This window comes from Burkholderia pyrrocinia, from assembly GCF_022809715.1.
Classification (GTDB): domain Bacteria; phylum Pseudomonadota; class Gammaproteobacteria; order Burkholderiales; family Burkholderiaceae; genus Burkholderia; species Burkholderia pyrrocinia_C.
This window is the reverse complement of record NZ_CP094460.1, coordinates 730,725-754,297: the sequence shown is the minus strand read 5'-3', so window position 1 is coordinate 754,297 and position 23,573 is coordinate 730,725. Positions and strand designations below refer to the sequence as shown.

Below are 23,573 nucleotides of genomic sequence, written 5' to 3'. Positions count from 1 at the left end.
TACTCGCGGCAAATTCGTTTCATAAATGGTCGACCGGAAATATCACTGCAGTCTCAAGCGCATCCACCTTTGCATGTCGCGTGTGTAAGGGGAGAAGTCCGGTCGCCGGTGAGGGTGTCATGAAAATTCAAAGGAGACCACCGCTCCCGTGACGAAAAGGGGATGCCCTTTCAAGGGTCAACGGGGAATCCATCTTGAAACTCACCACACGCGAGATGGTCGTGTTGGGTCTGGTCGCGAAAGGCCTGACCGACCGTGAAATCGCGGCCGAACTGGTCTTTTCCGTATCAACCGCGCGCAAGCATCGCGAAAATCTGCTCAACAAATTCGGCTTCCGGAAATCCGCGCAGCTGACCATTTGCTATTTCATTCTCTTTCCTGACGTGCTCAAAAAAACGGCGCCCCGCGTCGTGCCGACCCGTTCTCGCCGCGCGAACGCGAGGTACTGAAACTGCTTGCGGACGGCATGAGCGACAAGCAGGTCGCCCGTGCGCTGGGCATCAGTGACCAGACCGCCCGCAAGCATCGCTCGCATCTTCTCGGGAAGGCGGCTTCTACCAATATCTGCGCGCTGCTCCATACGGCCGTGCTTTCCGGCTGGCTCACCGAACCATTTTCTGTTCCGCCGCCCGGCTCGCAATGACAACGACGCATACCGCATTTGCCGAATGGAGCCGGCAGGACCTGCCTCGCAGAATTGACCTGCCGATTCCTCCGATGTTTGCTTCGACGCACGCGTCCTGAGTCGATGGAAGCATCGCCGGCCGGCATGTGAACGGCGCGCACGCTGCACCGCCTGCGGCTTGTGCGCCGTCTCTTTCCTCTCGATCAAGGACTTGAAAATGACTCATGTACACCATGCATTGCCGGGGGTACCGCACACGGTCACGGGACACATTCCGGCTTACGCGTCGACCGTGGCGCAAGGTGCGTTCGCGCCGCAGGGCGTGGGCGGTGCCATCGTCGGTACCGCCGCGCCGATGATCGGCGAACTGCTCGGCCGACTCGGCGGCCTGCTGCCGTTTGCCGCGCAGCCGCAGGCGGCGTTCGCACCGCAAGGGGTGTTCGGCGACATCCTGAAGTCGGTCGCACCGACCGTCGGCACCGTCGCCGGTCAGATCGGCGGCCTGCTGCCGTTCTCGGTGCAGCCGCAGGCAGCGTTCGCGCCGCAGGGCGTGGGCGGGGCCATCGTCGGCACCGCGGCGCCGATGATCGGCGAGTTGCTCGGCCGACTCGGCGGTCTGCTGCCGTTTGCTGCGCAGCCCCAGGCAGCGTTCGCGCCGCAAGGGGTATTCGGCGACATCCTGAAGTCGGTCGCACCGACCGTCGGCACCGTCGCCGGTCAGCTCGGCGGCCTGCTGCCGTTCTCGGCGCAGCCGCAGGCTGCGTTCGCGCCCCAAGGCGTGGGCGGGGCCATCGTCGGCACCGCGGCGCCGATGATCGGCGAGCTGCTCGGCCGACTCGGCGGCCTGCTGCCGTTTGCTGCGCAGCCCCAGGCTGCGCTCGCGCCGCAAGGGGTATTCGGCGACATCCTGAAGTCGGTCGCACCGACCGTCGGCACCGTCGCTGGACAACTCGGCGGCCTGCTGCCGTTCTCGGTGCAGCCGCAGGCAGCGTTCGCGCCGCAGGGCGTGGGCGGGGCCATCGTCGGCACCGCGGCGCCGATGATCGGCGAGCTGCTCGGCCGACTCGGCGGTCTGCTGCCGTTTGCTGCGCAGCCCCAGGCTGCGCTCGCGCCGCAAGGGGTATTCGGCGACATCCTGAAGTCGGTCGCACCGACCGTCGGCACCGTTGCTGGACAACTCGGCGGCCTGCTGCCGTTCTCGGTGCAGCCGCAGGCAGCGTTCGCGCCGCAGGGCGTGGGCGGGGCCATCGTCGGCACCGCGGCGCCGATGATCGGCGAACTGCTCGGCCAACTTGGCAGCCTGCTGCCGTTTGCCATTCAGCCGCAAGCAGCGTTCGCACCGCAAGGTGTGTTCGGCGACATCCTGAAGTCGGTCGCACCCACCGTCGGCTCCGTCGCCGGACAACTCGGCGGCTTTCTGCCGTTCTCCGTCATGCCTGTCCAGCCGGCATTCCACTGACCGCTGCAACTGAAGACCTGCGCCACCGTGCGTGACCGCGCGGTGGCGCACCCGACGGACGCCCGTCGCGCAACGATCCGATCGCGTCGGGATGCGCGTCCGTCAATTTCGACCGACTAACCCCGCGACGCGTCGCGATTGGCGCGCCGCGAAGGAGATTGCGATGGACAAGGACAAGAAGCCCGCCGCCGCGAAGGCGGCAGCCATGCCGACGGACAGCGCGGCTGCCGCATCGGACGTCACGCCGCCCGATACGGCCGACGAAGCGGTCCACGTGACGAGCGGCAAGCGCCAGTATCTGATCGCGCCCCGGCGTGGCGTGCTCGCACGCCAGGCGGCCGTGACGCCGATGTCGGCTCACGACCTCGACAATGCGGTCGGCCGGCTCCCAGGCGTCGAGGTCGTGCGCGTGATCAACAGCCACAAGAACGCGCAGATGATGTCGGCGAGGCCGGACGAAGCGACCGACACGTATGTCGTCAAGATGGATCCCGCGAACGCGCAAGTGCTGCAGGCGACGGCGCCGCCGGGAATGATCGTCGAGGAGGATCATCCGCTCGGCTATGGGAAAAAGCCGCAACAGGAGTCCGGCGCCGAGCTTCGTCCGCAGGCGGCCATCGCGTCGGTGATCTTGCGCCCGGTGACGATCCGCGTGCTGGGAGCGAACGACCAGCCCGAGCCCGGCGTGCCGGTGACGCTCGCGGGCGACGGCTTTCCGGTGAGCGGCACCACCGACGCGCGAGGCGAAACGACGCTGACCGTCGCGCAGATGGCGCCCGGTCCGCTCCAGTCGCTGGCGGTGCGGCCGCCCCACACGTACTGGAATGTCTATTTGCCGGCGCCGCTGCTGTCGAGCGATCAGGCGAACGTGGTGCGGCTCACGCCGTTGTCCCAGCCGAACCCGAACGTGCCGCCGCGTGCGCCGCTCGGGTGGGGGCAGCGCCTGATGGGCCTCGACGAGCTTCCCGCCACGGCGACGGGGCGCGGCGTTCGCGTCGCGATCGTGGATTCGGGGGCGGACGCGTCGCATCCGCTGTTGAACCATATCCTGCGCGGCGCCGATCTGACCAACGACCAGAACCCGGATACCTGGAAGGACGACGTGATCGGCCACGGATCGCATTGCGCGGGCGTGATCGCCGCGCGAATCAGTCCGCAGGCCGCCGACGCGCAGATGGCGATGCGCGGTTTCGTGCCCGACGCAGAGATCCATGTGCTGAAGATCTTTCCCGGCGGCCAGTTCAGTACGCTGATCCAGGCGCTCGACTATTGCATCGACCACGACATCGACGTCGTGAACCTGAGCCTTGGCGCGCCGCAGGCGTCGCTCGCCGTCGAGCAGAAGCTGATGGAGGCCGTGCAATCCGGCGTCGCATGCATCGTCGCGGCCGGCAATTCGGGCGGCCCGGTCCAGTACCCGGCCTCGTCGCCGTACGTGCTCGCGGTATCGGCGCTGGGACTGCAGCGCGAGCTGCCCGGCAACACGTGGGAGCAAACGCAGATCGTCGCGCAGGCTGCGACGCCCGACGGCCTCTTCGCGCCGACGTTCTCGTGCCACGGTCCGCAAATCGGCGTGTGCGGGCCGGGCGTCGGCGTCGTGTCGACCGTGCCGGGGTCGGCGTTCAATGCCGAATCCGGCACGTCGATGGCGGCGCCGCACATCACGGGGCTCGCGGCGCTGCTGTTGAGCGATCCGCAGATCGTCAACCATCTCGGGCCGCGCCGGCCGGAGCGCGTCGCCGCGCTGTTTCAGCTGATCCGGATGATCTGCACGCCGATCGTGCAGTACGACGTCGCGAATCGCTTCGGCGCCGGCCTGCCGCGCATCCAGAACCTTCGCCAGCTGTTGCAGCAGGCGGCCCGCTGACCGCGCGCGAACCGCGCCGGCCGACCGCCGATCGCCGGCCGCCGGCCGATTCCGTCGGCCGGCGCACGTCACCACACACAAGGAGAAATTCGACATGTCGACCCTGTTGCGCATCACCCGGGCGGCCTGCGCCGCCAGCCTGATTCTGACCTGCGCCGGCGCACACGCGCAGGACTGGACGCTGTCGCTGTCCTGGAAGCTCGGCTCGTGCGTCGGCGGCGACGGCGCGCAGACATGCACGTCCGGCCAGCCGCCGTCCGCGCGCCAGGCCGCCGACGGCACACCGATCCGGATCACGGCGATCGGCCTGTATACGCCGCGGCGCGATTGCGATACGGCGGCGGTTCCGGCCGACACGTTGCCCGGCGATGCCGCGCCGTATATCGCGCCCGCGAGCGCCGATGCATTCCAGCAGCAATGGAACCGCTACGGGAGCTGCACGGGCTACGCGCCCGCCGGCTACGCCGCCGAGCTTGCCGCGATGGCGCGTGCGGTCGGCCTCACGAATCTCGGCCGCTACCTGAACGAGCACGACAACAAGGTGGTGCGGCTCGACGAGCTGAAGAACGCGCAACTGCACGATTTCTTCCTCGGCGCGGACAAGGCGGTCCAGTTCCTGTGCACGCCCGACGGACGTCTCGCGGAAGTGCGCTACCGGCTGCGCGACTGGTCCGACGTATTCGCGTATCGCGACAAGGGCGGCATGCTGGTCCTGGCGCCGGGCGGCAATTGCGGCGACGAAGTGCGGCTGTAGCGCGCGTTGCCCGCCGACATCGTGGAGAACCGTCATGCGCATGCATCGTTCATGGTCCCGGACAACGGCGGACGCACCGCCCGAAGCGGACGGTACGAACACGGCCGCATCGAGGCGCGATCTGATCGGGCAGTTGCAAATCGAATGCAATGCGATGGCGCGCTACGCATTGCAGCACGGCATCGCGGTGGCGCCCGATCTGATCGCGCAGTTGTCGATGCTGATGGTCGCGGCATCGCGCGCCGCGGCTGAATCCGCGGCGGACGATGCGTCGTCCGTGCACGGCGCATCGTACGCGCTTGCCGCGATTCATCGCCGGCTCGCGGTCGCGATCGCGCCCGCGACGCCGCAGGCGGTCACGCTGCTCGACGGCGAACTGCGCGTCCGCTCGCGCTTCGCGTGGCTCGGCCCGGTACCGCTGATCCGCGCGCTGACGCTCTCCGCCGCGACGTTTCTGGTCGCGGTGATTGCGACGTCGCTGTCGCCGGAAGTGTCGGTCGCGAACATCGATCAGGGGTTTCTCGATTCGCACGGCACCCGGCTGCTGTGGAATGCGCTGTTCCTGATGTTCTGCGCCGGGCTCGGCGCGTCATTCGCCACGCTGTTCCAGGCTCATCGCTACGTCGCGAATTCGACATACGACCCGAAGTACGACGCGTCGTACGGCGCGCGGCTGATTCTCGGCGTGATCGCCGGCCTGATTCTCGTCGAGCTGCTGCCGCCGCACCTGTACGACGGCGCAAGCACGCGCAGCTTCGGCAAGCCGGCGCTTGCGATGCTCGGCGGTTTCTCGGCGACCGCCGTGCATCGGCTGCTGCACCGGCTCGTCGAAACGCTCGAGACGCTCGTGCGCGGCGACACCGCGGCCGCCGCGCAAGCGACCTTCGAAGCGCATCGCGCCCATGCGGCGACCGAGCGCGTGCAATGGCAAAGCGAACTCGCGGCGGATCTGCTGCGGCTTCAGCAATCGCTCGAAACGGGGATGCCGGCCGATGCGGTCAAGCAGCGGCTCGCCGAATTCACACGCGCGATGCTGTCGGCAGACGCGCCGCGCACGGGCCGTCAGGACGGCGCAAACGCAATCGGGGAATGACCATGCTCTTTCTTTACAACTGGCCGTCGTGGCTGATGGGGCTCTTCGTCGTGACCGCGACCGTCGCGGCCGCACTGGCCGGCTACGCGCTGTTCCGCCGCATCGCGCCGGTCGACCTGCATCCCGAGCAGCGCGCGATGGCGCTCACGATGGTGTCGGTCATCACGACGATCAACTCGCTGCTCGTCGCGTTTTCGGCGATCAGCGTGTGGGACGCGTACAACAGCGCGGAGCGCACCGTCGACGCGGAAGCGACCGCGGCCGGCGAGCTGTCGCGCGATCTCGCCGCATTCGGCGATCCGGTCGCCGACGCCGCCTCGGGCGCGCTGCGCGCCTACCTCGACGGTGTCGTCCGTTACGAGTGGCCGACGATGCAGCAGCACGCGAGTGCGGATGCGCAGACGGCGGCCCGCTTCGATCGCCTGTTCGACATGGCCAACCGGATCGAGCCGCGCAGCGAAAGGCAGCGCGTGCTGCTCGGCGAGGTGCTCGCACGCGTCAACGAGATGGCAAAGCATCGCGAACAGCGCCTGCTGACGCTCGACGTCGCGATGCCGGCCACGCTGTGGGGTGTGGTGCTGCTCGCGAGTGTCGTGTCGTTTCTGCTCCTTTACATCCTTCCGGGCACGCGCTTCAACATCGCGCTCGTCGCGAGCTGGGCGCTCACGCTCGGACTCGCGTTCTTCTTCGTGCTTGCCGTCGATCGTCCGTTCGCAGGCGAAGTCAGCGTCAAGCCGGAGTCGCTGCGCGCGATCGTCGCCGCGATCGACGCGCAAGCGCAGCGAACCGGGCCGGCCGCGCATCGCAACGTTCCGCCTTCGCCGCGCAGCCCGACGCGCTCGCAGGTGGACGACGCAGCCGCGTTGACTGCCTCGACCGTTTCATTACCGCCGAGCGCATCCGCCGCGGCCTCGCTCGCCCATGCCTCGCAAGGAGAACGCGATGACACCCGATGAATTCCAGTCTGCCGCCGCCGTATCCGCCGTGCTCGCGCAACGCTGGTATCCGGCACTTGCCGCCGCGATGGCCGAATTCGGCATCTCGACCCCCGGGCGTATCGCGGCCTTCGTCGCGCAAACCGGCCACGAGACGCTCGGCTTCACGCTCACGCGCGAGCTGTGGGGGCCGACAACTGCACAGCGCGCCTATGAGCCGCCGTCGCGCAAGGCCGCCGAACTCGGCAACGTCCACGCGGGCGATGGCAGGCGCTTCCTCGGACGCGGGCTCATCCAGATCACCGGGCGCGCGAACTACCGCGAATGCGGCAACGCACTCGGTGCCGATCTCGAGCGCCAGCCCGAACTCCTCGAACGGGAACCGCTGGCCGCGCGCTCGGCGGCCTGGTGGTGGGAACGGCACGGCTGCAACCTGATCGCCGACTCGGGCGATTTCGTGTCGCTGACGAGACGCATCAACGGCGGTGTCAATGGACTCGAAGACCGGATGCACCGATGGGCGATCGCCAAGAAGGCGATGTGCCTGTGAGCGTTCGGTATGGCGCAACGACTGACCAACCAACGGAGGGATGCATCATGAACACGTGAGCCTGGGTGGAACGCCCATACCTCTTTCATACTCCATTTGCCCCGTGGCGGCACGACCTGTTTTCCGGAAGCATGGCGTCGCGTTGTCGATATGCGCTGCCTGAAATGCCCGACCTGCCTCCACGTGGCCGACAGTTAATTAGGATGACACATCATGACATTCACACCACAAACGCGGAAACATCTTGGCCATGACGATCAGGCACAAAATTGGCTTGACGAAACGATCGGTAACGTCGTGATCGACCGTCCGGCGAGCAATCCTTCTTACACGAAGACGGACGGGGACAACAGCGGCTCGCTGAAGCACTACATTCCGTACAACTGGATCATGAAGAACATTGCGGACAACCATGTCATCGGCCAAACGAGAAGGACAGTGGTCGCCAATGTGTCTGGCCTGTTGCGTCGAATAGGGCGGCAGGCACTCCACCTGCCGATCAATCCGGCCGATTTTGATACATCGATTCGCGACAGCGTCTATGCGATCTGCGATTGGGAGGAAAACCTGTTCAGGTCGGCATCGTCCGGCGACGGACGGGGGACCAGGCTTGACGTCCCTAACGATCGTGGCGTGCTTGCGAGAGTCGAAAATGCGCGAGCCAAACTGGGCGATCTGGCAAACCAGCCGCTTCAATGAAACGAGGTTGCCGGCGCAATCACCGTAATGCTGGTTCGCCGGCAACAGCAGGACCGCTCATGCGCGAGCCTGTCGGATGTCCAGTGTGCAGAGGTACGCGAGCCCCCGGCGCCTGCGTGCGACGCACCCGCAGCGAGGTCAGACTTTCCCGAGGCCGTCCGAATCGACGATGCGAATCTGCTTGCCTTGCGCCGCGACGAGCCCCTTGTGCTGGAACTTCGACAGCATGCGGCTGACCGTTTCGAGCTTCATCCCGAGATATTCTCCGATCTCGTCGCGCGTCATCCGCAACACGAATTCCGCGGCCGAGTAGCCGCGTGCCTTGAAGCGCGTGGAAAGGTTCAGCAGGAATTCGGCCACGCGCTGCTCGGCGGTCATCGTGCCGAGCAGCAGCATCAGCGCGGATTCGCGGACGATTTCGCCGCTCATCATCTGGTACACGTGATGTTGCATCGACCGTACTTCGCGGCACATCTGCTCGAGCTGGCCGAACGGAATGATGCAGACCGTGCTGTCCTCGAGTGCGATCGCGTCGCCGTTGTGGTGCCCGGTGTGCACGCCGTCGAGCCCGAGCGATTCGCCGACGATCGGGAAGCCGGTGATCTGCTCGTCGCCGTCGCGATGCATCATGGTGGTCTTGAACGAACCGGTTCTCACCGCATAGATGCTGTTGAACGCATCGCCCGCGCGAAACAGCGTTTCGCCGCGCCTGACGTGACGCGTCGTGCAGATCATTGCGTCGAGACGCGCGAAATCGTCAGGCGAAAGATCGGGCGGCATGCAGACGGTACGCAACGTGCACGTCGAGCAGCGGGACGTGGCGCGCTTCGGCTGGTCCGCCGGCTCGACGGGACGCAGCGGGATGAACGGGCGTAACGGATGCAACGGCATGGTCGTCGAGACATTGGCATGGCTCTCCATGATCGGCTCCAATTCGTGGGGCAGCGGCGAATTGCTGTCGGGCAGGATCGCGCTGACTGTATTGCCGGCGGCCTTGGCGTCTACCGCCTTCGTGAAGGGAGAACCCCACCGGACGGGCCAGGAGACCGATGTACCGGTCTCGACGGTGATGCTGCCTTTGCGCCGGGAGGCACGTGTGTTTGTTGTTCTTGATGGGAAGTATGGATGCCGTGCAGCGCCAGGGAAATCAGCCGGCATTGAAGATGAGGTAGGTGATGCGGAAGGGTTGTAGGACGTTTCCTACAGCGGCGCGGCGGTGAACCCGTTGACCTGGCTCAATGCCTGCGGCGATGCCGTGCAGCATCTTGGATAACACCGATACCGTAAGAGGAATTTGCGGAGCGTTCCGGTTGCCACGGCTTTCGTGGAATCCGGTGTCGTGATTGTTTGGCGCACCGATCCATATCAACGGACAAATTCAGCCGTCGCACGCCCGCCGCCCGCTGTTGATTGATCCTCGTCAAGCTGCCCGAGCCGCCATGCGCGATGCTGAATGCGGTGCGGCACGGATCCGATTGCAAGACTCGCGATCGACACGGGCCGACGGGAGACCGCGATGAAGTCCGATGCAGCACTCAAGCAGGATGTCGAGCAGGCGCTTTTCTGGAATCCGGCGATCGATGCGCGCCAGATCGACGTCGACGTCCGCGACCGGATCGTCACATTGCGCGGCACGGTCGACAGCTGGGCCCGGAAACTCGAGGCGCAGAAAACGGCGCTGCATGTCGCGGACGCGCGCGCGCTGGTACTCGAACTGAACGTTGCACCGCCGGAGAACGCCTGCGCCGATCAGGAGCTGGCGATCGCGATCACGTTCGCGCTCGGCTGGCAGGACGCGTTGCGCGATCACAAGATTCGCGTCGAGGTCGATCACGGCTGCGTGACGCTCGACGGCGAAGTGGATCACGCGTTCCAGAGCCGTGCGGCGGAAGCGATGGTGAGCCGGATGATCGGCGTCGTCGGCGTGGCGAACCGCATCCAGGTGCGTGCCGACCATACGGTGCCGGACGTCGGCGCGCGGATTGCCGAAGCGCTCGCGCGACGCGCACAGCGTGAATCCGCGGGGATTTCGATCGATGCGGTCGACGGCATCGTCACATTGACGGGCACGGTCGCGTCGCTGGCGGAAAGGCGTGCCGCGTGCGGCGCGGCAGGGTCGGTCAGGGGTGTTCGCGAAGTCGTCGACCGGCTCACCGTTGCCTGACCGGCTTGCTCGTACTGCCCACTACAGGGAGAAACAGCAATGAACCGTTCAAATTCCGGCCCCGGTCGAAACTACCTGCGCCGCGACCAGCGCATGCCGCCGCATACGAAGGACAGTTATCGCGATCCGAAGCGGCCGAAGGGCGACAGGATCTGCGAAGGCTGCGGCGCCGTCTGCGACGAGGGCCGCTGGACCTGGTACGCGACTCCGCTCGACCGGCGGCAACTCGAATGCCCGGCCTGCAAGCGCATGCGGGAAAACGCACCGGCGGGCGAACTGGTATTGCATGGCGATTACGTGCGCGCGCACCGGTCGGCGATCCTCGAACTGCTCGAGCATCAGGCGGATCTGGAGACGAGCGAACATGCGCTCGAACGCATCATGGAAATCGAGAAATCCCGCGATACGCTCGTCATCCGGACGACGGGCATGCATATGGTGCGGCGCCTGGGCGAAGCATTGCTGCATGCGCATCACGGCAATCTCGCGCTCAACTATCGCGACAGCGAGGACATGCTGCGCGCGCAATGGACACGTGACGATGCATGACCTGGCCTGCGCCCGTCGTGCAGGATCAATGCAATGAAGAAAACATTCGACTATTCCGCGCTGCTGATCCCGATCGCCTTCGGCGTACTGATTGCGGTTCAATTGCTGATGCGTCAGCCGGAGGCGACGTCGATTTCGTACAGCGACTTTCACCGCCTGGTCGACGCGCGTCTCGTCGACGATCTGGAGATCGGTCAGTCGTCGATCTCGGGCGCACTGCGCATGCCCGAAGCCGGCCCGATGCTGCCGGCCTCCGACGCGATTGCCGTGAAAAAGGCCGGACCGCCGTGGCGCTTCACGACGAGCCGGGTAGCCGACGACCGCCTGGTCGCCACGCTGACGGCCGCCGGCATCCGCTATCGCGGGATGCCGGATTCGAGCTGGATCGAGACGCTTGCAACGTGGGCGTTTCCGGTGATCGCCTTCGTACTGGTGTGGAACTTCATGATGCGCAGGCCGGGCGGGGTAAGGGACCTGAGCGGCATGGGAAAGAGCCGGGCGCGCGTCTATGTGCAGCAGGAAACCGGCATCACGTTCAGCGACATTGCGGGCATCGACGAGGCGAAGGCCGAGTTGCAGCAGATCGTCGCGTTCCTGCGCGAACCCGAACGCTATCAGCGGCTCGGCGGCAAGATTCCGAAGGGCGTGCTGATCGTCGGCGCGCCCGGCACCGGCAAGACACTGCTCGCGCGCGCGGTCGCCGGCGAGGCGGCTGTGCCGTTTTTCTCGATCAGCGGCTCGGCATTCGTCGAGATGTTCGTCGGCGTCGGCGCGGCTCGCGTGCGCGATCTGTTCGAACAGGCGCAGCAAAAGGCGCCGTGCATCGTGTTCATCGACGAACTCGATGCGCTCGGCAAGGCGCGCGGCGTCGGCCCGATGTCCGGCAACGACGAGCGCGAGCAGACGCTGAACCAGTTGCTCGTCGAGATGGACGGCTTTCAGGCGAATTCCGGCGTCATCATCATGGCCGCGACCAACCGGCCGGAGATCCTGGATCCCGCGCTGCTGCGCCCCGGACGTTTCGACCGGCACATCGCGATCGACCGGCCGGACCTGAACGGACGCAAGCAGATTCTGGCCGTGCACACGAAGCGCGTGAAGCTTGCCCCCGAAGTCGATCTGGCCGAGCTGGCATCGCGCACGCCGGGATTTGTCGGTGCCGATCTCGCGAATGTCGTCAACGAGGCCGCGCTGCATGCGGCCGAACTCGGCAAACCGGCGATCGGGATGGCCGACTTCGACGAGGCGATCGATCGCGCGATGACGGGCATGGAGCGCAAGAGCCGCGTGATGAACGAGCAGGAGAAGCGCACCATTGCGTACCACGAGTCGGGCCACGCGCTCGTCGCGCAAAGCCGCGCGCACTGCGATCCGGTGAAGAAGGTGTCGATCATCCCGCGCGGCATCGCGGCACTCGGCTATACGCAGCAGGTGCCGACCGAGGATCGCTACGTGCTGCGCAGGAGCGAATTGCTCGACCGGCTCGACGTATTGCTTGGCGGGCGGGTGGCCGAGGAAATCGCGTTCGGCGACGTGTCGACCGGCGCGCAGAACGATCTCGAGCGGGCGACCGCGCTCGCCCGGCACATGGTCATGCAGTACGGGATGAGCGACAAGATCGGCCTGTCGACGTTCGACGACGCTGCATCGCAGGGCCGGGCGCCCGGCGTATGGACGCCGGGCGACGGCCGTTGCAGCGAACACACGGCGCAACTGATCGACGAGGAGGTGCGTGCGCTGCTCGAGGATGCGCACGTGCGGGTCGCGGCAACGCTCGGTGAGCACCGCGACGCGCTCGAACGGATTGCCCAGTGCCTGTTGCTGCACGAGTCGATCGATCACGACATGCTGATGGCGCTCATTGCGGGGCCGGACGATGCCGACGAGCCGGGCCGGCCCGCGGAAGCGGAATCGGCGGCGACAACGGGCGCTCCCGTCTGAACGGTTGCCCGCTTCGTGCCGAACTGCCGAACGCTTCCGGCCGGCTATCGTGTCGTTCAGCAGTTGATGCAGACGGTGCCGTCGCGCTGTTGCGCGGCGTCATCGGTGACGACCGACGCGAGCTGTGGATCGGGCCGGAACACCGTGATCCCCTTGAGCCGCTCGCGCCACGCCAGAAAGAACAGTTCGTCGACCTGGGAAAGCGAACACTGGCCGGGCATCGTCACGGTCTTCGAGATGCCGGCGTCGATGCAGGGCTGCAGCGCAGCGAGCATCGCGACATGATCGGCCGGTGCGATATCCGCCGCGGTGACGAAATAGTCGGGCAGCCGGACATTGTCGCCATGCAGTTCGCGAAACAGCCGGTAAGCGTGATTCTCGACACGAAACGGACGGACGCGTCCGCCCGCGGTGCGGACCATTCGACGCTGCGTCCAGCCGACGGCCGGTTCGATCCCGTTCGAACAGTTGTCGCAAAACGCGAGACTCACGCTGCCGGCCGGCGCGAACGACAGCAGATGGCTGTTGCGCAGCCCGTGCCGTGCGATCGCGTGATGCACCTTCAGCGGCAGGAGCATGCGGTTTGCGGGGCCGGCCAGATAGGCGGCCGGATCGTAGGCCGGAAACGCGCCGCGCTCGGCGGCAAGCGCGGCCGATGCGGCAAACGCATGCTCGCGCATCGTCAGCGCGATACCGCGCGCAAACGCGCGCGCTTCGGCGCTGTCATAGCGCAGCCGCAGCATCGTCAGCGCATCGCCAAGCCCCGTTACGCCGACACCGATGCGCCGCTTCCGGTGCGCCTCGCGCTCGTGCGCGGCGAGTGGCCAAGCGGTCAGGTCGAGCACGTTGTCGAGCATGCGTACCTGGATACGCACCGCATCGGCGAGCGTCGCGAAGTCGAAGCGTGGCTTGCCGTCGACACCGAACGGGTGGTGAACGAAGCGCGACAGGTCGATCGGCCCCAGCACACAGCTGCCATGGGACGGCAGCGGCTGCTCGCCGCACGGGTTCGTCGCGTCGATCCGCTCGTGTTCGCGCAGCGGATTCGCATCGCGGATCGTATCGAGGAACAGCAGTCCGGGCTCGGCGCTGTCGCGCGCGGCGTTGACGATCTCATGCCACAGCGTACGGGCCGGAACCGTCGCGTAAAGGTAACGCCCGTCCGGCTGCCGGGACGGTGCGCCGGACGCGCAATAGCGCGGCGCATCATGGACGAGCGCCCACGGCCGGTCGTACGCGACCGCCTCCATGAACGCGTCCGTGATGCCGACCGACAGATTGAACGTCGACCAGCGCGATCGTCCGCGCTTGGCCGTAACGAACGCGACCAGGTCCGGATGATCGCATCGCAGCACACCCATTTGCGCGCCCCGGCGCGGACCGGTGAACGGCAGCGCGCGGCACATCGCATCGAAGCGGTCGATTGCCGCGCACACGCCTTGTTCGGATGAGAGACGTCGCTGGTAAGCGTCCGCGGGTGGCACCGGCGAGAAGTCGTAGCCGATTCCGCCCCCCATCAGCAGCGTGTGCCGTGCGTCGTCGAGTGCGCGCTCGAGCGCTGCGTCGACGGCCTGCACGGGCATCTCGGCTGGAATCTCGAGTGGATGGACGAAGCAGTTGATCATCGTTCCGCCCGTCTGCGCGCCTGCGTTCGCGAGGATGCGGCCGGCGCCGATCGCCCCGCGCATCAGATTCAGAAAGAACGCGCGCTCGGCCTGCATGTGAAGCTCCGCCGGTTCGGCGAGCGACAGCGCATGGGCAACGCGCCGGAATACGGCTGCGTGGGACGTTTCGCCGGACTGCGCATAGCGTTCGGCGAACACGGTGGTGCAAAGCGACTGCTCGTCCATGGCGAGGCTCCGCGACGGCGAATGATTCACTGTAAGGGCCTGCCGGCACGCGTCGTTGATCGAGCGCAATCCGGCGCCTTTGCGGCATTGCTTGACCGCCGTCAACGCTGCGCCCGCGCTGGCAGCATCGGCTGCTTCGGTCGAGCATCCCGGCACGGCGCTTTGCACACGCGCCGATGTCGAGCGGATTCATGTCGAACTGGTTGCCGAAGCAACCTGACGCGGATGCCGCCAGGCACGTGCGCGGTATCGTCGTCGTGCGAACGGTTGTTGACCTGGCTCAGCGAGCGCGCGGCGCGATCGGGAAGAATAGGGCAGCGATTCCCCGAGGTGCGCCATGGTCTTACGCTTGATCGTCTGTCTGTTCGTTCTGTCGTGCGTGCTGCCGGCCGCGTCGGCCGACGCCGTCGTGCCGGCGCCGCAACGCGTGCTGATTCTCGTCTATCACCGGTTTGCAGCGGAGCGCCTGGATTCGATGACGGTGCGTACCGAGACATTCCGCAACCAGTTGCATGCGATCGAGGCAAGCGGCTATCGCATCGTGCCGCTCGCCGACGTGGTGCGCTGGCATGGCGGCCAGACGGATGCGGTGCCGGCGCGGGCGGTCGCGATCACGGTCGACGACGGTCACCGTTCCGTCTACGAGATACTGCGCCCGTTGCTGGCCCGGCACCCAATACCGGTCACGCTGTTCGTCTATCCGTCGGCAATCTCCAACGCCAGCTACGCGATGACGTGGGACCAGCTGCGCGCGCTTGGCGGATCCGGCGGAGTCGACATCGAGTCCCATACGTACTGGCATCCGAATTTTCACACCGAACGCGCCCGGCGCACCACGGACGACTACCGGCGCTTCGTGTCCGTCCAGTTGAGCCGCTCCCGCGAACGGCTCGAGTCCGAAACCGGCAAGCCGATCCGGCTGCTGGCCTGGCCATTCGGCGTCCACGATGAAGAAACCGACCAACTGGCCGCTCGCGAAGGTTATGTCGCCGCCTTCACGCTCGATGCGCGTCCCGTTCGGCTCACGGACCCGGCCATGACGCTGCCGCGTTATCTGATGACGGATGCATGCGACGCACGATGCATGAACGGATTGCTGCAAACCGCCGGGGGAAGCCATGATTGACCGCCTGATCGCCTGCGTCCTGCTGTTGCTCGCCGGTTTCGCCGCGCAGGCGGCACCGGTGGCGATCACGGTCGTCGATGCCACGAACGGGCACCCGCTGGCCGGTGCGATCGGCTATGCGTCCGGCGTGAGCCGAACCGCGGACGGCGACGGAGCGTTTTCACTGGAGGTCGAGACGACCGGTACACGCTTGAGCGTGCGTGCGCCGGGCTACGCACGAACCGAAGTCGAACTGACGGCGGCCGGGGTCACGCATACGATTCGCATGACACCCGTGCGTCCGAAAGCGGTCTACCTGTCCGCCTACGGCATCGCGGACCGTACGCTGCGCGACGCGGCGCTCGCGCTGCAGGGCCGCACGGCAGTCAACGCGTTCGTGATCGACGTGAAGGGCGATCGCGGAATGACCCCTTATCGCAGCGCGGCACGCGAAGCGATCGGCGCGGCAAGCGATCCGGCACCGCGCGTCGCCGACCTGGCGGGCCTGATCCGCACGTTTCATGCGCGCGGGTTGTACCTGATCGCCCGCATCGTCGTGTTCAAGGACGATCCGCTCGCGGCTGCCCGCCCGGACTGGGCGGTGCGCGATGCGGCCGGCGGGATCTGGCGCGATCGCGAGCATTTGCGATGGATCGATCCGACCGTGCAGGCGGCGTGGGCACACAACTTCGACGTCGCGGAAGAGGCGGCGAAGCTGGGTTTCGACGAGATCCAGTTCGACTACCTGCGCTTTCCCGATGCGAACAACCTGCGCTTCAGCGAGCCCAATACGGAAGCGAACCGCGTGGCCGCGATCACGGGATTCCTGGCGGGGGCGCGCGAGCGGCTGCGGCCGTACAACGTTTATGTGTCGGCCGACATCTTCGGCTACGTGTGCTGGAACGAGGACGACACGCACATCGGGCAACGGCTTGGCGCATTGGGCGGGGTGGTCGACTACATTTCGCCGATGCTGTACCCGTCGGGCTTTACGTGGGGCTTGCCCGGCTGCCGCAAACCCACCGATCATCCGGGCGAGATCGTCGAACGTTCGCTGACCGAAGCGATGCACCGCACGGGGCTCGCCGGCGTGCGCTTTCGGCCCTGGCTGCAGGCGTTTCGCGACTACGCGTTCGACCACCGGGAATTCGATGCGGATGAGATTCGCGCGCAGGTCGACGCCGCCGATACGGCCGGCACGGACGGATGGATGCTGTGGAATCCGCGCAATCGCTACGATCCCGCTGCGCTGCCGCGCTGACCGGCGCGCTGCTGCTCGCGCTGGCGCCCGTCTGCGCGCGGGCGGAAGTCGACCCGGCCGCGGCGCTACCGCCGGCCGCCGCGATCGACGCTGTCATTGCCGCCGAGATCGCCGATCGCCATCTTGCCGGCGCGGTCGTCGTGACGGGCGATGCGGACGGTGTGCGCGTACGTGTGGCCCGCGGCTTTCGTGTGACGGGCACGGCCGCCGAAGCGATGACGGCCGATACCGTTTTCGATCTCGCGTCGCTGACGAAGCCCGTGGCGACGGCCGTCGCCGTCATGCAGCTCGCGGAGCGCGGGGAGCTCGATCTCGATACTCCGGCCGCACACTACTGGCCTGCGTTCGCCGCGCGCGGCAAGGCGGACGTCACGCTTCGGCAGTTGCTCGCGCATACGTCCGGGCTGCCGCCCGGCGTGTCGTCGTCTCGCGCGCTGCGCAGCCGCGCGGCGGTGCTGGCCGACATCGTCGCGATGGCGCCCGATGCGCGGCCCGGCGCGCGCGTACGGTACAGCGACGTCAACTACGTGGTGCTCGGCCAGATCGTCGAGCGCGTGTCGCGACGGCCGCTCGACGCGTGGTGCGCGATGCACATATTCGCGCCGCTCGGCATGGCGAGCACGGCGTTTCGGCCGCCTGCGTCGTTGCTGGCGCGCGTCGCGCCCACGGTCGTCCGGGATGGCCGCCTGATCAGGGGCCGGGTGCACGATCCGATCGCCGCCGCGATGGGCGGCGTGGCGGGCAACGCGGGCCTGTTCGCGAGCGCGGACGATCTCGCGCGCTTCGCACGCATGCTGCTGAACGGCGGCACACTCGGCTCGGCACGCGTGCTGAGCCGCGCCAGCATCACGACGCTCGAGACGCCGGCCACGCTCGATGCCGAAGGCGACCTGCGCACGACCGGCTGGGCAGTCGCGGCGCCGCTCGTCGCGAACCGCTACCGGCTGCCCGCGGTCGGCGTGCTGCAGCATCTCGGCTACACGGGCACCGCCCTGTGGATCGATCCGGTGACGCGCCGCTTCGCGGTCGTGCTGACGAGCCGGCTGTATCCCGATGAAACCGGCACCGCCGCGCCGTTGCGCGAGCAGGTGCTCCGCATCGTATCGAGCGGGGCGGGGCCCTCGACGTTGCCGCAGATCGCCACGCGCGCACCGACGATGGCCGAGGCCGTCGCCCGTAGCGGCCGGCTGCCGGCATCGCACGGACCGGTGCTGGCCGGCATCGACGTGCTCGCGGCGGACGGATTCGCGGCCGTGGCCGGCAAGCGCATTGCGCTGATCACGAATCGCAGCGGCTTCGACCGGTTCGGCACGCGGACCGCCGACCTGCTCGCGCACGCGCCGGGCGCACGGCTCGTTGCGCTGTTCGCGCCCGAGCACGGGCTCGGCACCGACGTGGACGAAACGTTCGGCGACACGATCGATGCCGCGACCGGCGTGACGGTTCACAGCCTCTACGGCAGCCACCGCCGGATCGCCCCCGAGTTGCTCGCCGATGCCGATGTGCTGGTGATCGACCTGCAGGATGCCGGCGTACGCTTCTTCACTTACCTGGCCACGCTTGGTTATGCGCTCGAGGCGGCGGCTGCCGCGCATCGTCCGGTGCTCGTGCTGGACCGTCCGAATCCGCTGGGCGCGGATGTCGTCGGCGGCCCGGTGGCGGATCCGGGGCCGCGCACGTTCACCGGCTATTTCCCGCTGCCGCTTCAGCACGGGATGACGATCGGCGAACTCGCGCGCCTGTTCAATGACCGGATGCGAATCGGCGCCGCGCTCACCGTGGTACCGATGGCGCACTACGCGCGCGCGATGCGCTTCGACGCCACCGGGCTGGGCTGGGTGCCGCCGTCGCCGAACCTGCGCGATACCGGCGCGCTGTCGCTGTATCCCGAGACGGGGCTCGTCGAAGGTGCGGCGCTCAGTGTCGGGCGCGGCACCGCAACGCCGTTCGGCGTGGTCGGCGCGCCGTGGATCGACGGCCATGCACTCGCCGACGATCTTCGTGCGATGCGGCTCGGCGCGACCTTCGCGCCGGTTCGCTTCGTGCCGGCGGAAGGACCTTATCGCGGTGTACCGTGCGACGGTGTGCGCATTGCGCGACTGCCCGGCGCGGCAAAACCCGGCGAAATAGGGCTCGCACTTGCACTCGTTTTGCACCGTCGGTATCCCGGACTGTTCCGGATCGACGCGATTCGCGCGTCGGTCGGTTCGCGCGAGGTCGCCGACATGCTGGAAGCGGGGAGGCCGCTCGACGACATCGAACGGGTCGTCGACACGCAGACGGCGGCGTTCGCGCAAGCGCGGGCGGCGTTTCTGCTGTACTGAATCCGCCGCGCGGGCGCGTCGTTTGATACGCGCCGACGTAGGGCGAGTGCATTCAACCGAGTGTCCGGATAGGGCGCGAACGGCAATCCGAGGTGCTGCGCCAGGATCCGTCGCATGCTGTCCGCTTTCGTAAGACAACACCTCCATTCGCACTTTCGATTTTATCGACGGTGACACGCGGACCTGCTCGCCAGCAGAGCCACGCGCTCAACGTGACACGCAGGTTCGTGCGAAGGCGCTTCGTCTGGAGTTTGGGTGCATCCCGATCACCTTCGATCGATTGCTGACCTGCATCAAGAACGATTGGCCGACAAGCGCGAACATTGAGCGTTGTGCGTGGCGGTCAAGATCGACGTCGACACGGTTTCGTCCCGTTTGCGTCTTCACGTTCACGATACGGATCACATCATGCCCTCGACTTTCAAGGACACGGCCAATCACCCGATCATTTCCCGCTCGGGATCTGTCGCGCCTCATGGCGAACGGCCGGCCGATACGAATGCAGACAGGCTGCTTAGCCCCCATGAAATCGCGATCATGATGGTTCTCGCGAGCGAGCCGCGGTGCCGACCGGGCGACCCTGCCGATCTTCACTGCCTGGCCGAGCGTGGTCTCGTTCGGCTGGATACGACGTCGATAGCGGAAGCGCACGCCAGCCTGTCGACACACGGACGCCGGATCGTCCTGCGCCTCATTGAACCGGGCCGGACGGATCAAAGCCGCGGCGAGGCCGTAGCGGCCGCGCGCCGGACGACGCCGGTCGCGACATCTACCGCGCGCACGCACGGGCTTTCACACTGACCTGCATCAATTCTTGCCGGCGGTACTGCGCCTACCGTTGTTTTACCGGATGCGAAAAGGAGCCGACGATCATGATTCGCTGAGCGAACGGCAGCTTGTGTTCGATGCCGCCTGGCAGGCGCCGGGCGTGCGCGAAGTCGTCGATCGACTGTCGATCGCTTGATCGGTCAGGAGCAGGACAGACGTTGATCGACGGTCAAGGATGTCCGAGCCGCGGTGACGATTTGCGTCGCCCGGGACAACCAGGAGATGACATGAATGCTGCGATGCTCTGCACTCGCGATGTCGCCACGTGTTTCGCAACGATCACGGTCGTCGAGGCAGCCGAACGGATGCGCGATGCGCACGCTGGCGATCTGGTCGTGGTGCGTGAACGGGAAGGGCACCTTCTGCCGGTCGGCATGGTGACCGACCGCGACATCGTGCTCGCCGTGGTGAGCCCGGACGCGGAGGCGGGTGCGTTGTTCGTCGGCGACATCATGTCGGAACCCGTCGCGATCGCAAACGGCGACGAAGATGTCTGGCTGCTCGCAAAGCGCATGCGGCAGCATGGCATACGCCGGCTTCCGGTCGTCGGCGACGACGGCCAACTGGTCGGCATCGTCACGCTCGACGATCTGTTGCGTGCTGCCGCGGCGTTGCTCGACGAGTTGCGTCTCGTCGCGGCACGTCAGCCGTATTTCGAGGAGAAGCAGCGTGGGTAGCGCGCTCCGGCGCGCTTTCCGCTTTCCGATGCCGCGCCGCTGGCTTGCCGGCATCGGTCTTTGCGTACTGCTGTCGAGTGCCGTTACGTGGATCGGCGCGATTTACGACCACCCGATCAGCACGGCAATCGTTGACGGAATGAATACGGCGGAATGCGCGGCCGTGGGACAGCTGCGGGCAGGATCATTGCTGACTTCACCGATACCCGAGCACGACGTGTGCATGCCGCTTTTCGTTTATCGCGCGTCGTATGCCGACGCAGCGAGCAACGTGACGTCTTATCGCGCATGGATACTGGAGCAGCGCGTCGCAGAATTCTGGCGACTGATCGGATACGTGTTGCTGCTATCTGCAGCAATCTCGGCCGTCGTCGCGGTCTCGGCGGTGATCGTTCGTCGGCTGAGGTGACGGAGCGTGAAGGGCGGGGTATGGGCGCCGGGAAACCGGCAGGGACCGCACGCGGCAATGAACGGAGAATGGCGGTGGTGCAGCTCGGGCTGCGAAACGCGCTTGTGCTTGTCGCTGTCGGGCGCCCCAGGTTTGCCGTGCCGTTCGATGTACGCGCGCGTCGCTTCGAAGTAGCTGAAGGTCGATTCCGTCTGCGTGAAGTGCAGCATCATCAGCCGGCTCGTCGCGTCGTCCACATACACCAGCAGCGTGCAGGCTGGCGCCCGCTCCTCGAACCACCGATGGTCGTTGCCGTCGATCTGGATCAGTTCGCCGAGGCACGCCCGGCGCGCACGCGGCTGATAAATCTTCGGCGGTCGTTGCCGACGCGGAATCCATAACCCAGCCTCCGTCATTAGCTTCCTGACCGTCTCCTTGGCCAGCCGAATGCCGTGACACTCCCAGAGCTTCTCGCAGGCCAGCGTCGGCCCGAAATCGGCGTAGCGATCACGGATGATCGACAGCGCCCGGTCAGCGGCTCCTGGATCCAGGCGGCGGTTGCCGGGCTTCGACCGGTGTCCCGACACCAATCCCACCGGGCCGTGCTCACGTAACCGGGCGACCAGTCGGCGGACCTGCCGGCTCGTCAATTCCAGCCGTTCCGCTGCACGCCATGGTTTGAGCTTGCCGTCGGCTACGTCCTGAATGACCTTGAATCGGTCCAGCTCTCGCATCGTCATCGTGATCCGCTCCGTTGCAGCCATCGCAGCCTCCGGCGCCGGATACCCGGCGACCGGTCAGCTTACGCGGCCCGAAAGCGGACATTTCAATCTAGCCACTACACGATTTGTCATACCCGGATTCAGATGTCCACCTGCCAGCTATTTAAAAATGTCCGGTTTTAAGGTTGGTTTTGCAGCGTCTCTTTCTTCGCTTTAACCGTTACGCAGTGTCGAAGGTCGGCGCCTGAACGGGCAGGGCGCTTACGCTCGCTTCCTCAGCTTTTGCAGACCGACGGCCAGGTTTGTCCGCTGGCTTGGCGGTTTGACGACGTTGCGCCAGATCGACGATCACATGCTCGACGTCGGCCTGTGTGATCTTGCGTTGCTTCTTCTTACCCGGCTCGGCCTCGTTTCGGTTAGTCCGCGTCGAGTCGCCACGATGCGTTCGAGACGGCGCTTTACCGATTCGGCGGTTATCGCGTTGCGCCTGAAGCGCTTGCGCGACCTGCAACACATGGCTCAAACGCTTGTGCTCGACGACGGCACCCTGATCGATTTCAGCCAAACGATCGTACTGCCGGCAGCGCAGCACGCGATCGTCAGCACGGAGCTCGATCCGTCCATCCGGGTACTCCCACACCTCGATCTGCCGGTCGATCAGCTTCCTGTTCTCCGGCGTGTCGTCCAGTAAGTACATCACCCGGTCATACTGTACCGTCAGCGACTTCGTCACTTTCCGCGGCTCACGCCATGTCAGCACCACGTCCAGACTCTCGTCGGGCCGCAGCGGCCGGTGTGCATTGAAGTCGCTCTTCGGCGGCTTCGCGAAGCGTGTGTTGTAGGCGGCCATGAAGGAGGGCGCGTATGCGTTGGCGTCGGCCACCGTGTTAATTCCGCGCAATCGCATCTCCTTGACCAAGCGGTCCTGCAACGTCAGATGCGCGCGCTCGACGCGCCCCTTGGCCGAGCTGCTGTTCGCGCAGAACGTGTCGATGTTCAGCTCGTACATCGCGCGGCCGAACGGCGTCACACGGTTACCGGTCTTTCCTGGCTTCACGTTGCGGAATACGCTGGCCTTGTCGCTGTAGAACGCCCCAGGTTTGCCGTGCCGTTCGATGTATGCCCGTGTTGCCTCGAAGTAGCTGAACGTCGATTCGGTCTGCGTGAAGTGCAGCATCATCAGCCGGCTCGTTGCGTCGTCCACATACACCAGCAGCGTGCAGGCCGGCGCCCGTTCCTCGAACCACCGATGATCGCTGCCGTCGATCTGAATCAATTCACCGAGGCACGCCCGGCGCGCACGCGGCTGATAAATCTTCGGCGGTCGTTGCCGACGCGGAATCCATAACCCAGCCTCCGTCATTAGCTTCCTGACCGTCTCCTTGGCCAGCCGAATGCCGTGACACTCCCAGAGCTTCTCGCAGGCCAGCGTCGGCCCGAAATCAGCGTAGCGATCACGGATGATCGACAGCGCCCGGTCAGCGGCTCCTGGATCCAGGCGGCGGTTGCCGGGCTTCGACCGGTGTCCCGACACCAATCCCACCGGGCCGTGCTCACGTAACCGGGCGACCAGTCGGCGGACCTGCCGGCTCGTCAATTCCAGCCGTTCCGCTGCACGCCATGGTTTGAGCTTGCCGTCGGCTACGTCCTGAATGACCTTGAATCGGTCCAGCTCTCGCATCGTCATCGTGATCCGCTCCGTTGCAGCCATCGCAGCCTCCGGCGCCGGATACCCGGCGACCGGTCAGCTTACGCGGCCCGAAAGCGGACATTTCTATGTAG

The 23,573-nt window shown here is 66.3% G+C and carries 22 protein-coding genes and 2 pseudogenes; 20 read left to right on the top strand and 4 right to left on the bottom strand.

All coding sequences use genetic code 11. From position 1 onward, the window contains the following. Nucleotides 1-194: 194 nt before the first annotated feature. The 9 genes from MRS60_RS20215 (at nt 195) to MRS60_RS20175 (ending at nt 7,982) form a co-directional block, all read left to right on the top strand. The gene (locus MRS60_RS20215; RefSeq protein ID WP_207921055.1) at nt 195-449 is read left to right on the top strand and encodes a response regulator transcription factor; all 255 of its coding nucleotides are present in this window, start codon (nt 195-197) and stop codon (nt 447-449) included. Between the two features lie 17 nt (nt 450-466). Beyond that, nucleotides 467-643, top strand: coding sequence for a hypothetical protein (locus MRS60_RS20210; RefSeq protein ID WP_243566522.1), 177 nt, complete (start codon nt 467-469; stop codon nt 641-643). Nucleotides 644-842: 199 nt separating this feature from the next. Next, nucleotides 843-2,084, top strand: coding sequence for a hypothetical protein (locus MRS60_RS20205; protein WP_243566521.1), 1,242 nt, complete (start codon nt 843-845; stop codon nt 2,082-2,084). Nucleotides 2,085-2,247: 163 nt separating this feature from the next. After that, complete coding sequence (locus tag MRS60_RS20200; RefSeq protein WP_243566520.1) at nt 2,248-3,951, top strand: S8 family serine peptidase; 1,704 nt, start codon at nt 2,248-2,250, stop codon at nt 3,949-3,951. Nucleotides 3,952-4,045: 94 nt separating this feature from the next. Further along, complete coding sequence (locus MRS60_RS20195; protein ID WP_243566519.1) at nt 4,046-4,705, top strand: hypothetical protein; 660 nt, start codon at nt 4,046-4,048, stop codon at nt 4,703-4,705. 154 nt (nt 4,706-4,859) lie between these two features. After that, nucleotides 4,860-5,798: a hypothetical protein gene (locus MRS60_RS20190; RefSeq protein ID WP_243566518.1), complete on the top strand. Its 939-nt coding sequence runs from the start codon at nt 4,860-4,862 to the stop codon at nt 5,796-5,798. Beyond that, on the top strand, nt 5,795-6,754 hold the full coding sequence (locus MRS60_RS20185; RefSeq protein WP_243566517.1) for a DUF4239 domain-containing protein: 960 nt from the start codon (nt 5,795-5,797) through the stop codon (nt 6,752-6,754). Before MRS60_RS20190 ends, MRS60_RS20185 begins: the two co-directional genes overlap by 4 nt. After that, entirely contained in the window at nt 6,741-7,283 is a 543-nt protein-coding gene (locus MRS60_RS20180; protein WP_243566516.1) for a glycoside hydrolase family 19 protein, read from the top strand. The genes MRS60_RS20185 and MRS60_RS20180 overlap by 14 nt, the downstream gene beginning before the upstream one ends. A 213-nt stretch (nt 7,284-7,496) precedes the next feature. Next, nucleotides 7,497-7,982: a hypothetical protein gene (locus MRS60_RS20175; RefSeq protein WP_152603884.1), complete on the top strand. Its 486-nt coding sequence runs from the start codon at nt 7,497-7,499 to the stop codon at nt 7,980-7,982. Between the two features lie 138 nt (nt 7,983-8,120). Here MRS60_RS20175 and fnr read toward each other — a convergent pair whose 3' ends face one another. Beyond that, nucleotides 8,121-8,873 carry a fumarate/nitrate reduction transcriptional regulator Fnr gene (gene fnr / locus MRS60_RS20170; protein ID WP_243566857.1) on the bottom strand — a complete coding sequence of 251 codons (753 nt, stop codon included), beginning with the start codon at nt 8,871-8,873 and terminating at the stop codon, nt 8,121-8,123. Here fnr and MRS60_RS20165 point away from each other — a divergent pair. The 4 genes from MRS60_RS20165 to ftsH all read left to right on the top strand — a co-directional run bounded on the left by MRS60_RS20165 (nt 8,761) and on the right by ftsH (nt 12,636). Beyond that, the gene (locus MRS60_RS20165; protein WP_243566874.1) at nt 8,761-9,174 is read left to right on the top strand and encodes a hypothetical protein; all 414 of its coding nucleotides are present in this window, start codon (nt 8,761-8,763) and stop codon (nt 9,172-9,174) included. The genes fnr and MRS60_RS20165 overlap by 113 nt on opposite strands. Nucleotides 9,175-9,498: 324 nt before the next feature. After that, nucleotides 9,499-10,146 carry a BON domain-containing protein gene (locus tag MRS60_RS20160; RefSeq protein WP_243566515.1) on the top strand — a complete coding sequence of 216 codons (648 nt, stop codon included), beginning with the start codon at nt 9,499-9,501 and terminating at the stop codon, nt 10,144-10,146. 39 nt (nt 10,147-10,185) lie between these two features. After that, nucleotides 10,186-10,695, top strand: a complete 510-nt coding sequence (locus MRS60_RS20155) for a BCAM0308 family protein (RefSeq protein WP_034179483.1) — start codon at nt 10,186-10,188, stop codon at nt 10,693-10,695. A gap of 33 nt (nt 10,696-10,728) precedes the next feature. After that, nucleotides 10,729-12,636 (top strand): ATP-dependent zinc metalloprotease FtsH, encoded by a 1,908-nt coding sequence (gene ftsH, locus MRS60_RS20150; protein ID WP_243566514.1) that lies wholly within the window; start codon nt 10,729-10,731, stop codon nt 12,634-12,636. A 56-nt stretch (nt 12,637-12,692) separates the two neighbouring features. On the opposite strand, the gene MRS60_RS20145 is transcribed toward ftsH, so the two are convergent. After that, nucleotides 12,693-14,486, bottom strand: coding sequence for an adenosylcobalamin-dependent ribonucleoside-diphosphate reductase (locus tag MRS60_RS20145; protein WP_243566513.1), 1,794 nt, complete (start codon nt 14,484-14,486; stop codon nt 12,693-12,695). Between the two features lie 115 nt (nt 14,487-14,601). Here MRS60_RS20145 and MRS60_RS35185 point away from each other — a divergent pair. The 7 genes and pseudogenes from MRS60_RS35185 to MRS60_RS20110 form a co-directional block, all read left to right on the top strand. After that, a pseudogene (locus MRS60_RS35185) lies at nt 14,602-14,706 on the top strand (1-phosphofructokinase family hexose kinase); the annotation flags it as partial. A 117-nt stretch (nt 14,707-14,823) separates the two neighbouring features. Then, complete coding sequence (locus MRS60_RS20135) at nt 14,824-15,612, top strand: polysaccharide deacetylase family protein (protein WP_243566511.1); 789 nt, start codon at nt 14,824-14,826, stop codon at nt 15,610-15,612. Further along, entirely contained in the window at nt 15,605-16,852 is a 1,248-nt protein-coding gene (locus tag MRS60_RS20130) for a putative glycoside hydrolase (protein WP_243566510.1), read from the top strand. The genes MRS60_RS20135 and MRS60_RS20130 overlap by 8 nt, the downstream gene beginning before the upstream one ends. Beyond that, nucleotides 16,798-19,176: an exo-beta-N-acetylmuramidase NamZ domain-containing protein gene (locus MRS60_RS20125; protein ID WP_432207845.1), complete on the top strand. Its 2,379-nt coding sequence runs from the start codon at nt 16,798-16,800 to the stop codon at nt 19,174-19,176. The genes MRS60_RS20130 and MRS60_RS20125 overlap by 55 nt, the downstream gene beginning before the upstream one ends. Nucleotides 19,177-19,512: 336 nt before the next feature. Further along, nucleotides 19,513-19,977, top strand: a complete 465-nt coding sequence (locus tag MRS60_RS20120; RefSeq protein WP_243566508.1) for a hypothetical protein — start codon at nt 19,513-19,515, stop codon at nt 19,975-19,977. A 13-nt stretch (nt 19,978-19,990) separates the two neighbouring features. After that, complete coding sequence (locus MRS60_RS20115; protein ID WP_235212438.1) at nt 19,991-20,140, top strand: BON domain-containing protein; 150 nt, start codon at nt 19,991-19,993, stop codon at nt 20,138-20,140. 91 nt (nt 20,141-20,231) lie between these two features. Continuing rightward, the gene (locus tag MRS60_RS20110; protein WP_034179488.1) at nt 20,232-20,681 is read left to right on the top strand and encodes a CBS domain-containing protein; all 450 of its coding nucleotides are present in this window, start codon (nt 20,232-20,234) and stop codon (nt 20,679-20,681) included. A gap of 516 nt (nt 20,682-21,197) precedes the next feature. Here the strand turns inward: MRS60_RS20110 and MRS60_RS20105 are convergent. Next, a pseudogene (locus MRS60_RS20105) lies at nt 21,198-21,833 on the bottom strand (ISNCY family transposase); the annotation flags it as partial. Between the two features lie 178 nt (nt 21,834-22,011). Beyond that, entirely contained in the window at nt 22,012-23,502 is a 1,491-nt protein-coding gene (locus MRS60_RS20100) for an ISNCY family transposase (RefSeq protein WP_243566507.1), read from the bottom strand. Nucleotides 23,503-23,573: the final 71 nt, after the last annotated feature.

What these genes read in the sequence shown, in the direction of transcription:
- MRS60_RS20100 (WP_243566507.1), bottom strand. Translation starts at nt 23,502, where the DNA reads ATGGCTGCAACGGAGCGGATCACGATGACGATGCGAGAGCTGGACCGA.
- fnr (WP_243566857.1), bottom strand. Translation starts at nt 8,873, where the DNA reads ATGCCGTTGCATCCGTTACGCCCGTTCATCCCGCTGCGTCCCGTCGAG.
- MRS60_RS20205 (WP_243566521.1), top strand. Translation starts at nt 843, where the DNA reads ATGACTCATGTACACCATGCATTGCCGGGGGTACCGCACACGGTCACG.
- MRS60_RS20130 (WP_243566510.1), top strand. Translation starts at nt 15,605, where the DNA reads ATGATTGACCGCCTGATCGCCTGCGTCCTGCTGTTGCTCGCCGGTTTC.
- MRS60_RS20165 (WP_243566874.1), top strand. Translation starts at nt 8,761, where the DNA reads ATGCAGACGGTACGCAACGTGCACGTCGAGCAGCGGGACGTGGCGCGC.
- ftsH (WP_243566514.1), top strand. Translation starts at nt 10,729, where the DNA reads ATGAAGAAAACATTCGACTATTCCGCGCTGCTGATCCCGATCGCCTTC.
- MRS60_RS20110 (WP_034179488.1), top strand. Translation starts at nt 20,232, where the DNA reads ATGAATGCTGCGATGCTCTGCACTCGCGATGTCGCCACGTGTTTCGCA.
- MRS60_RS20200 (WP_243566520.1), top strand. Translation starts at nt 2,248, where the DNA reads ATGGACAAGGACAAGAAGCCCGCCGCCGCGAAGGCGGCAGCCATGCCG.
- MRS60_RS20135 (WP_243566511.1), top strand. Translation starts at nt 14,824, where the DNA reads ATGGTCTTACGCTTGATCGTCTGTCTGTTCGTTCTGTCGTGCGTGCTG.
- MRS60_RS20185 (WP_243566517.1), top strand. Translation starts at nt 5,795, where the DNA reads ATGACCATGCTCTTTCTTTACAACTGGCCGTCGTGGCTGATGGGGCTC.
- MRS60_RS20175 (WP_152603884.1), top strand. Translation starts at nt 7,497, where the DNA reads ATGACATTCACACCACAAACGCGGAAACATCTTGGCCATGACGATCAG.
- MRS60_RS20145 (WP_243566513.1), bottom strand. Translation starts at nt 14,486, where the DNA reads ATGGACGAGCAGTCGCTTTGCACCACCGTGTTCGCCGAACGCTATGCG.
- MRS60_RS20190 (WP_243566518.1), top strand. Translation starts at nt 4,860, where the DNA reads ATGGCGCGCTACGCATTGCAGCACGGCATCGCGGTGGCGCCCGATCTG.
- MRS60_RS20180 (WP_243566516.1), top strand. Translation starts at nt 6,741, where the DNA reads ATGACACCCGATGAATTCCAGTCTGCCGCCGCCGTATCCGCCGTGCTC.
- MRS60_RS20125 (WP_432207845.1), top strand. Translation starts at nt 16,798, where the DNA reads ATGGATGCTGTGGAATCCGCGCAATCGCTACGATCCCGCTGCGCTGCC.
- MRS60_RS20195 (WP_243566519.1), top strand. Translation starts at nt 4,046, where the DNA reads ATGTCGACCCTGTTGCGCATCACCCGGGCGGCCTGCGCCGCCAGCCTG.
- MRS60_RS20210 (WP_243566522.1), top strand. Translation starts at nt 467, where the DNA reads ATGAGCGACAAGCAGGTCGCCCGTGCGCTGGGCATCAGTGACCAGACC.
- MRS60_RS20160 (WP_243566515.1), top strand. Translation starts at nt 9,499, where the DNA reads ATGAAGTCCGATGCAGCACTCAAGCAGGATGTCGAGCAGGCGCTTTTC.
- MRS60_RS20155 (WP_034179483.1), top strand. Translation starts at nt 10,186, where the DNA reads ATGAACCGTTCAAATTCCGGCCCCGGTCGAAACTACCTGCGCCGCGAC.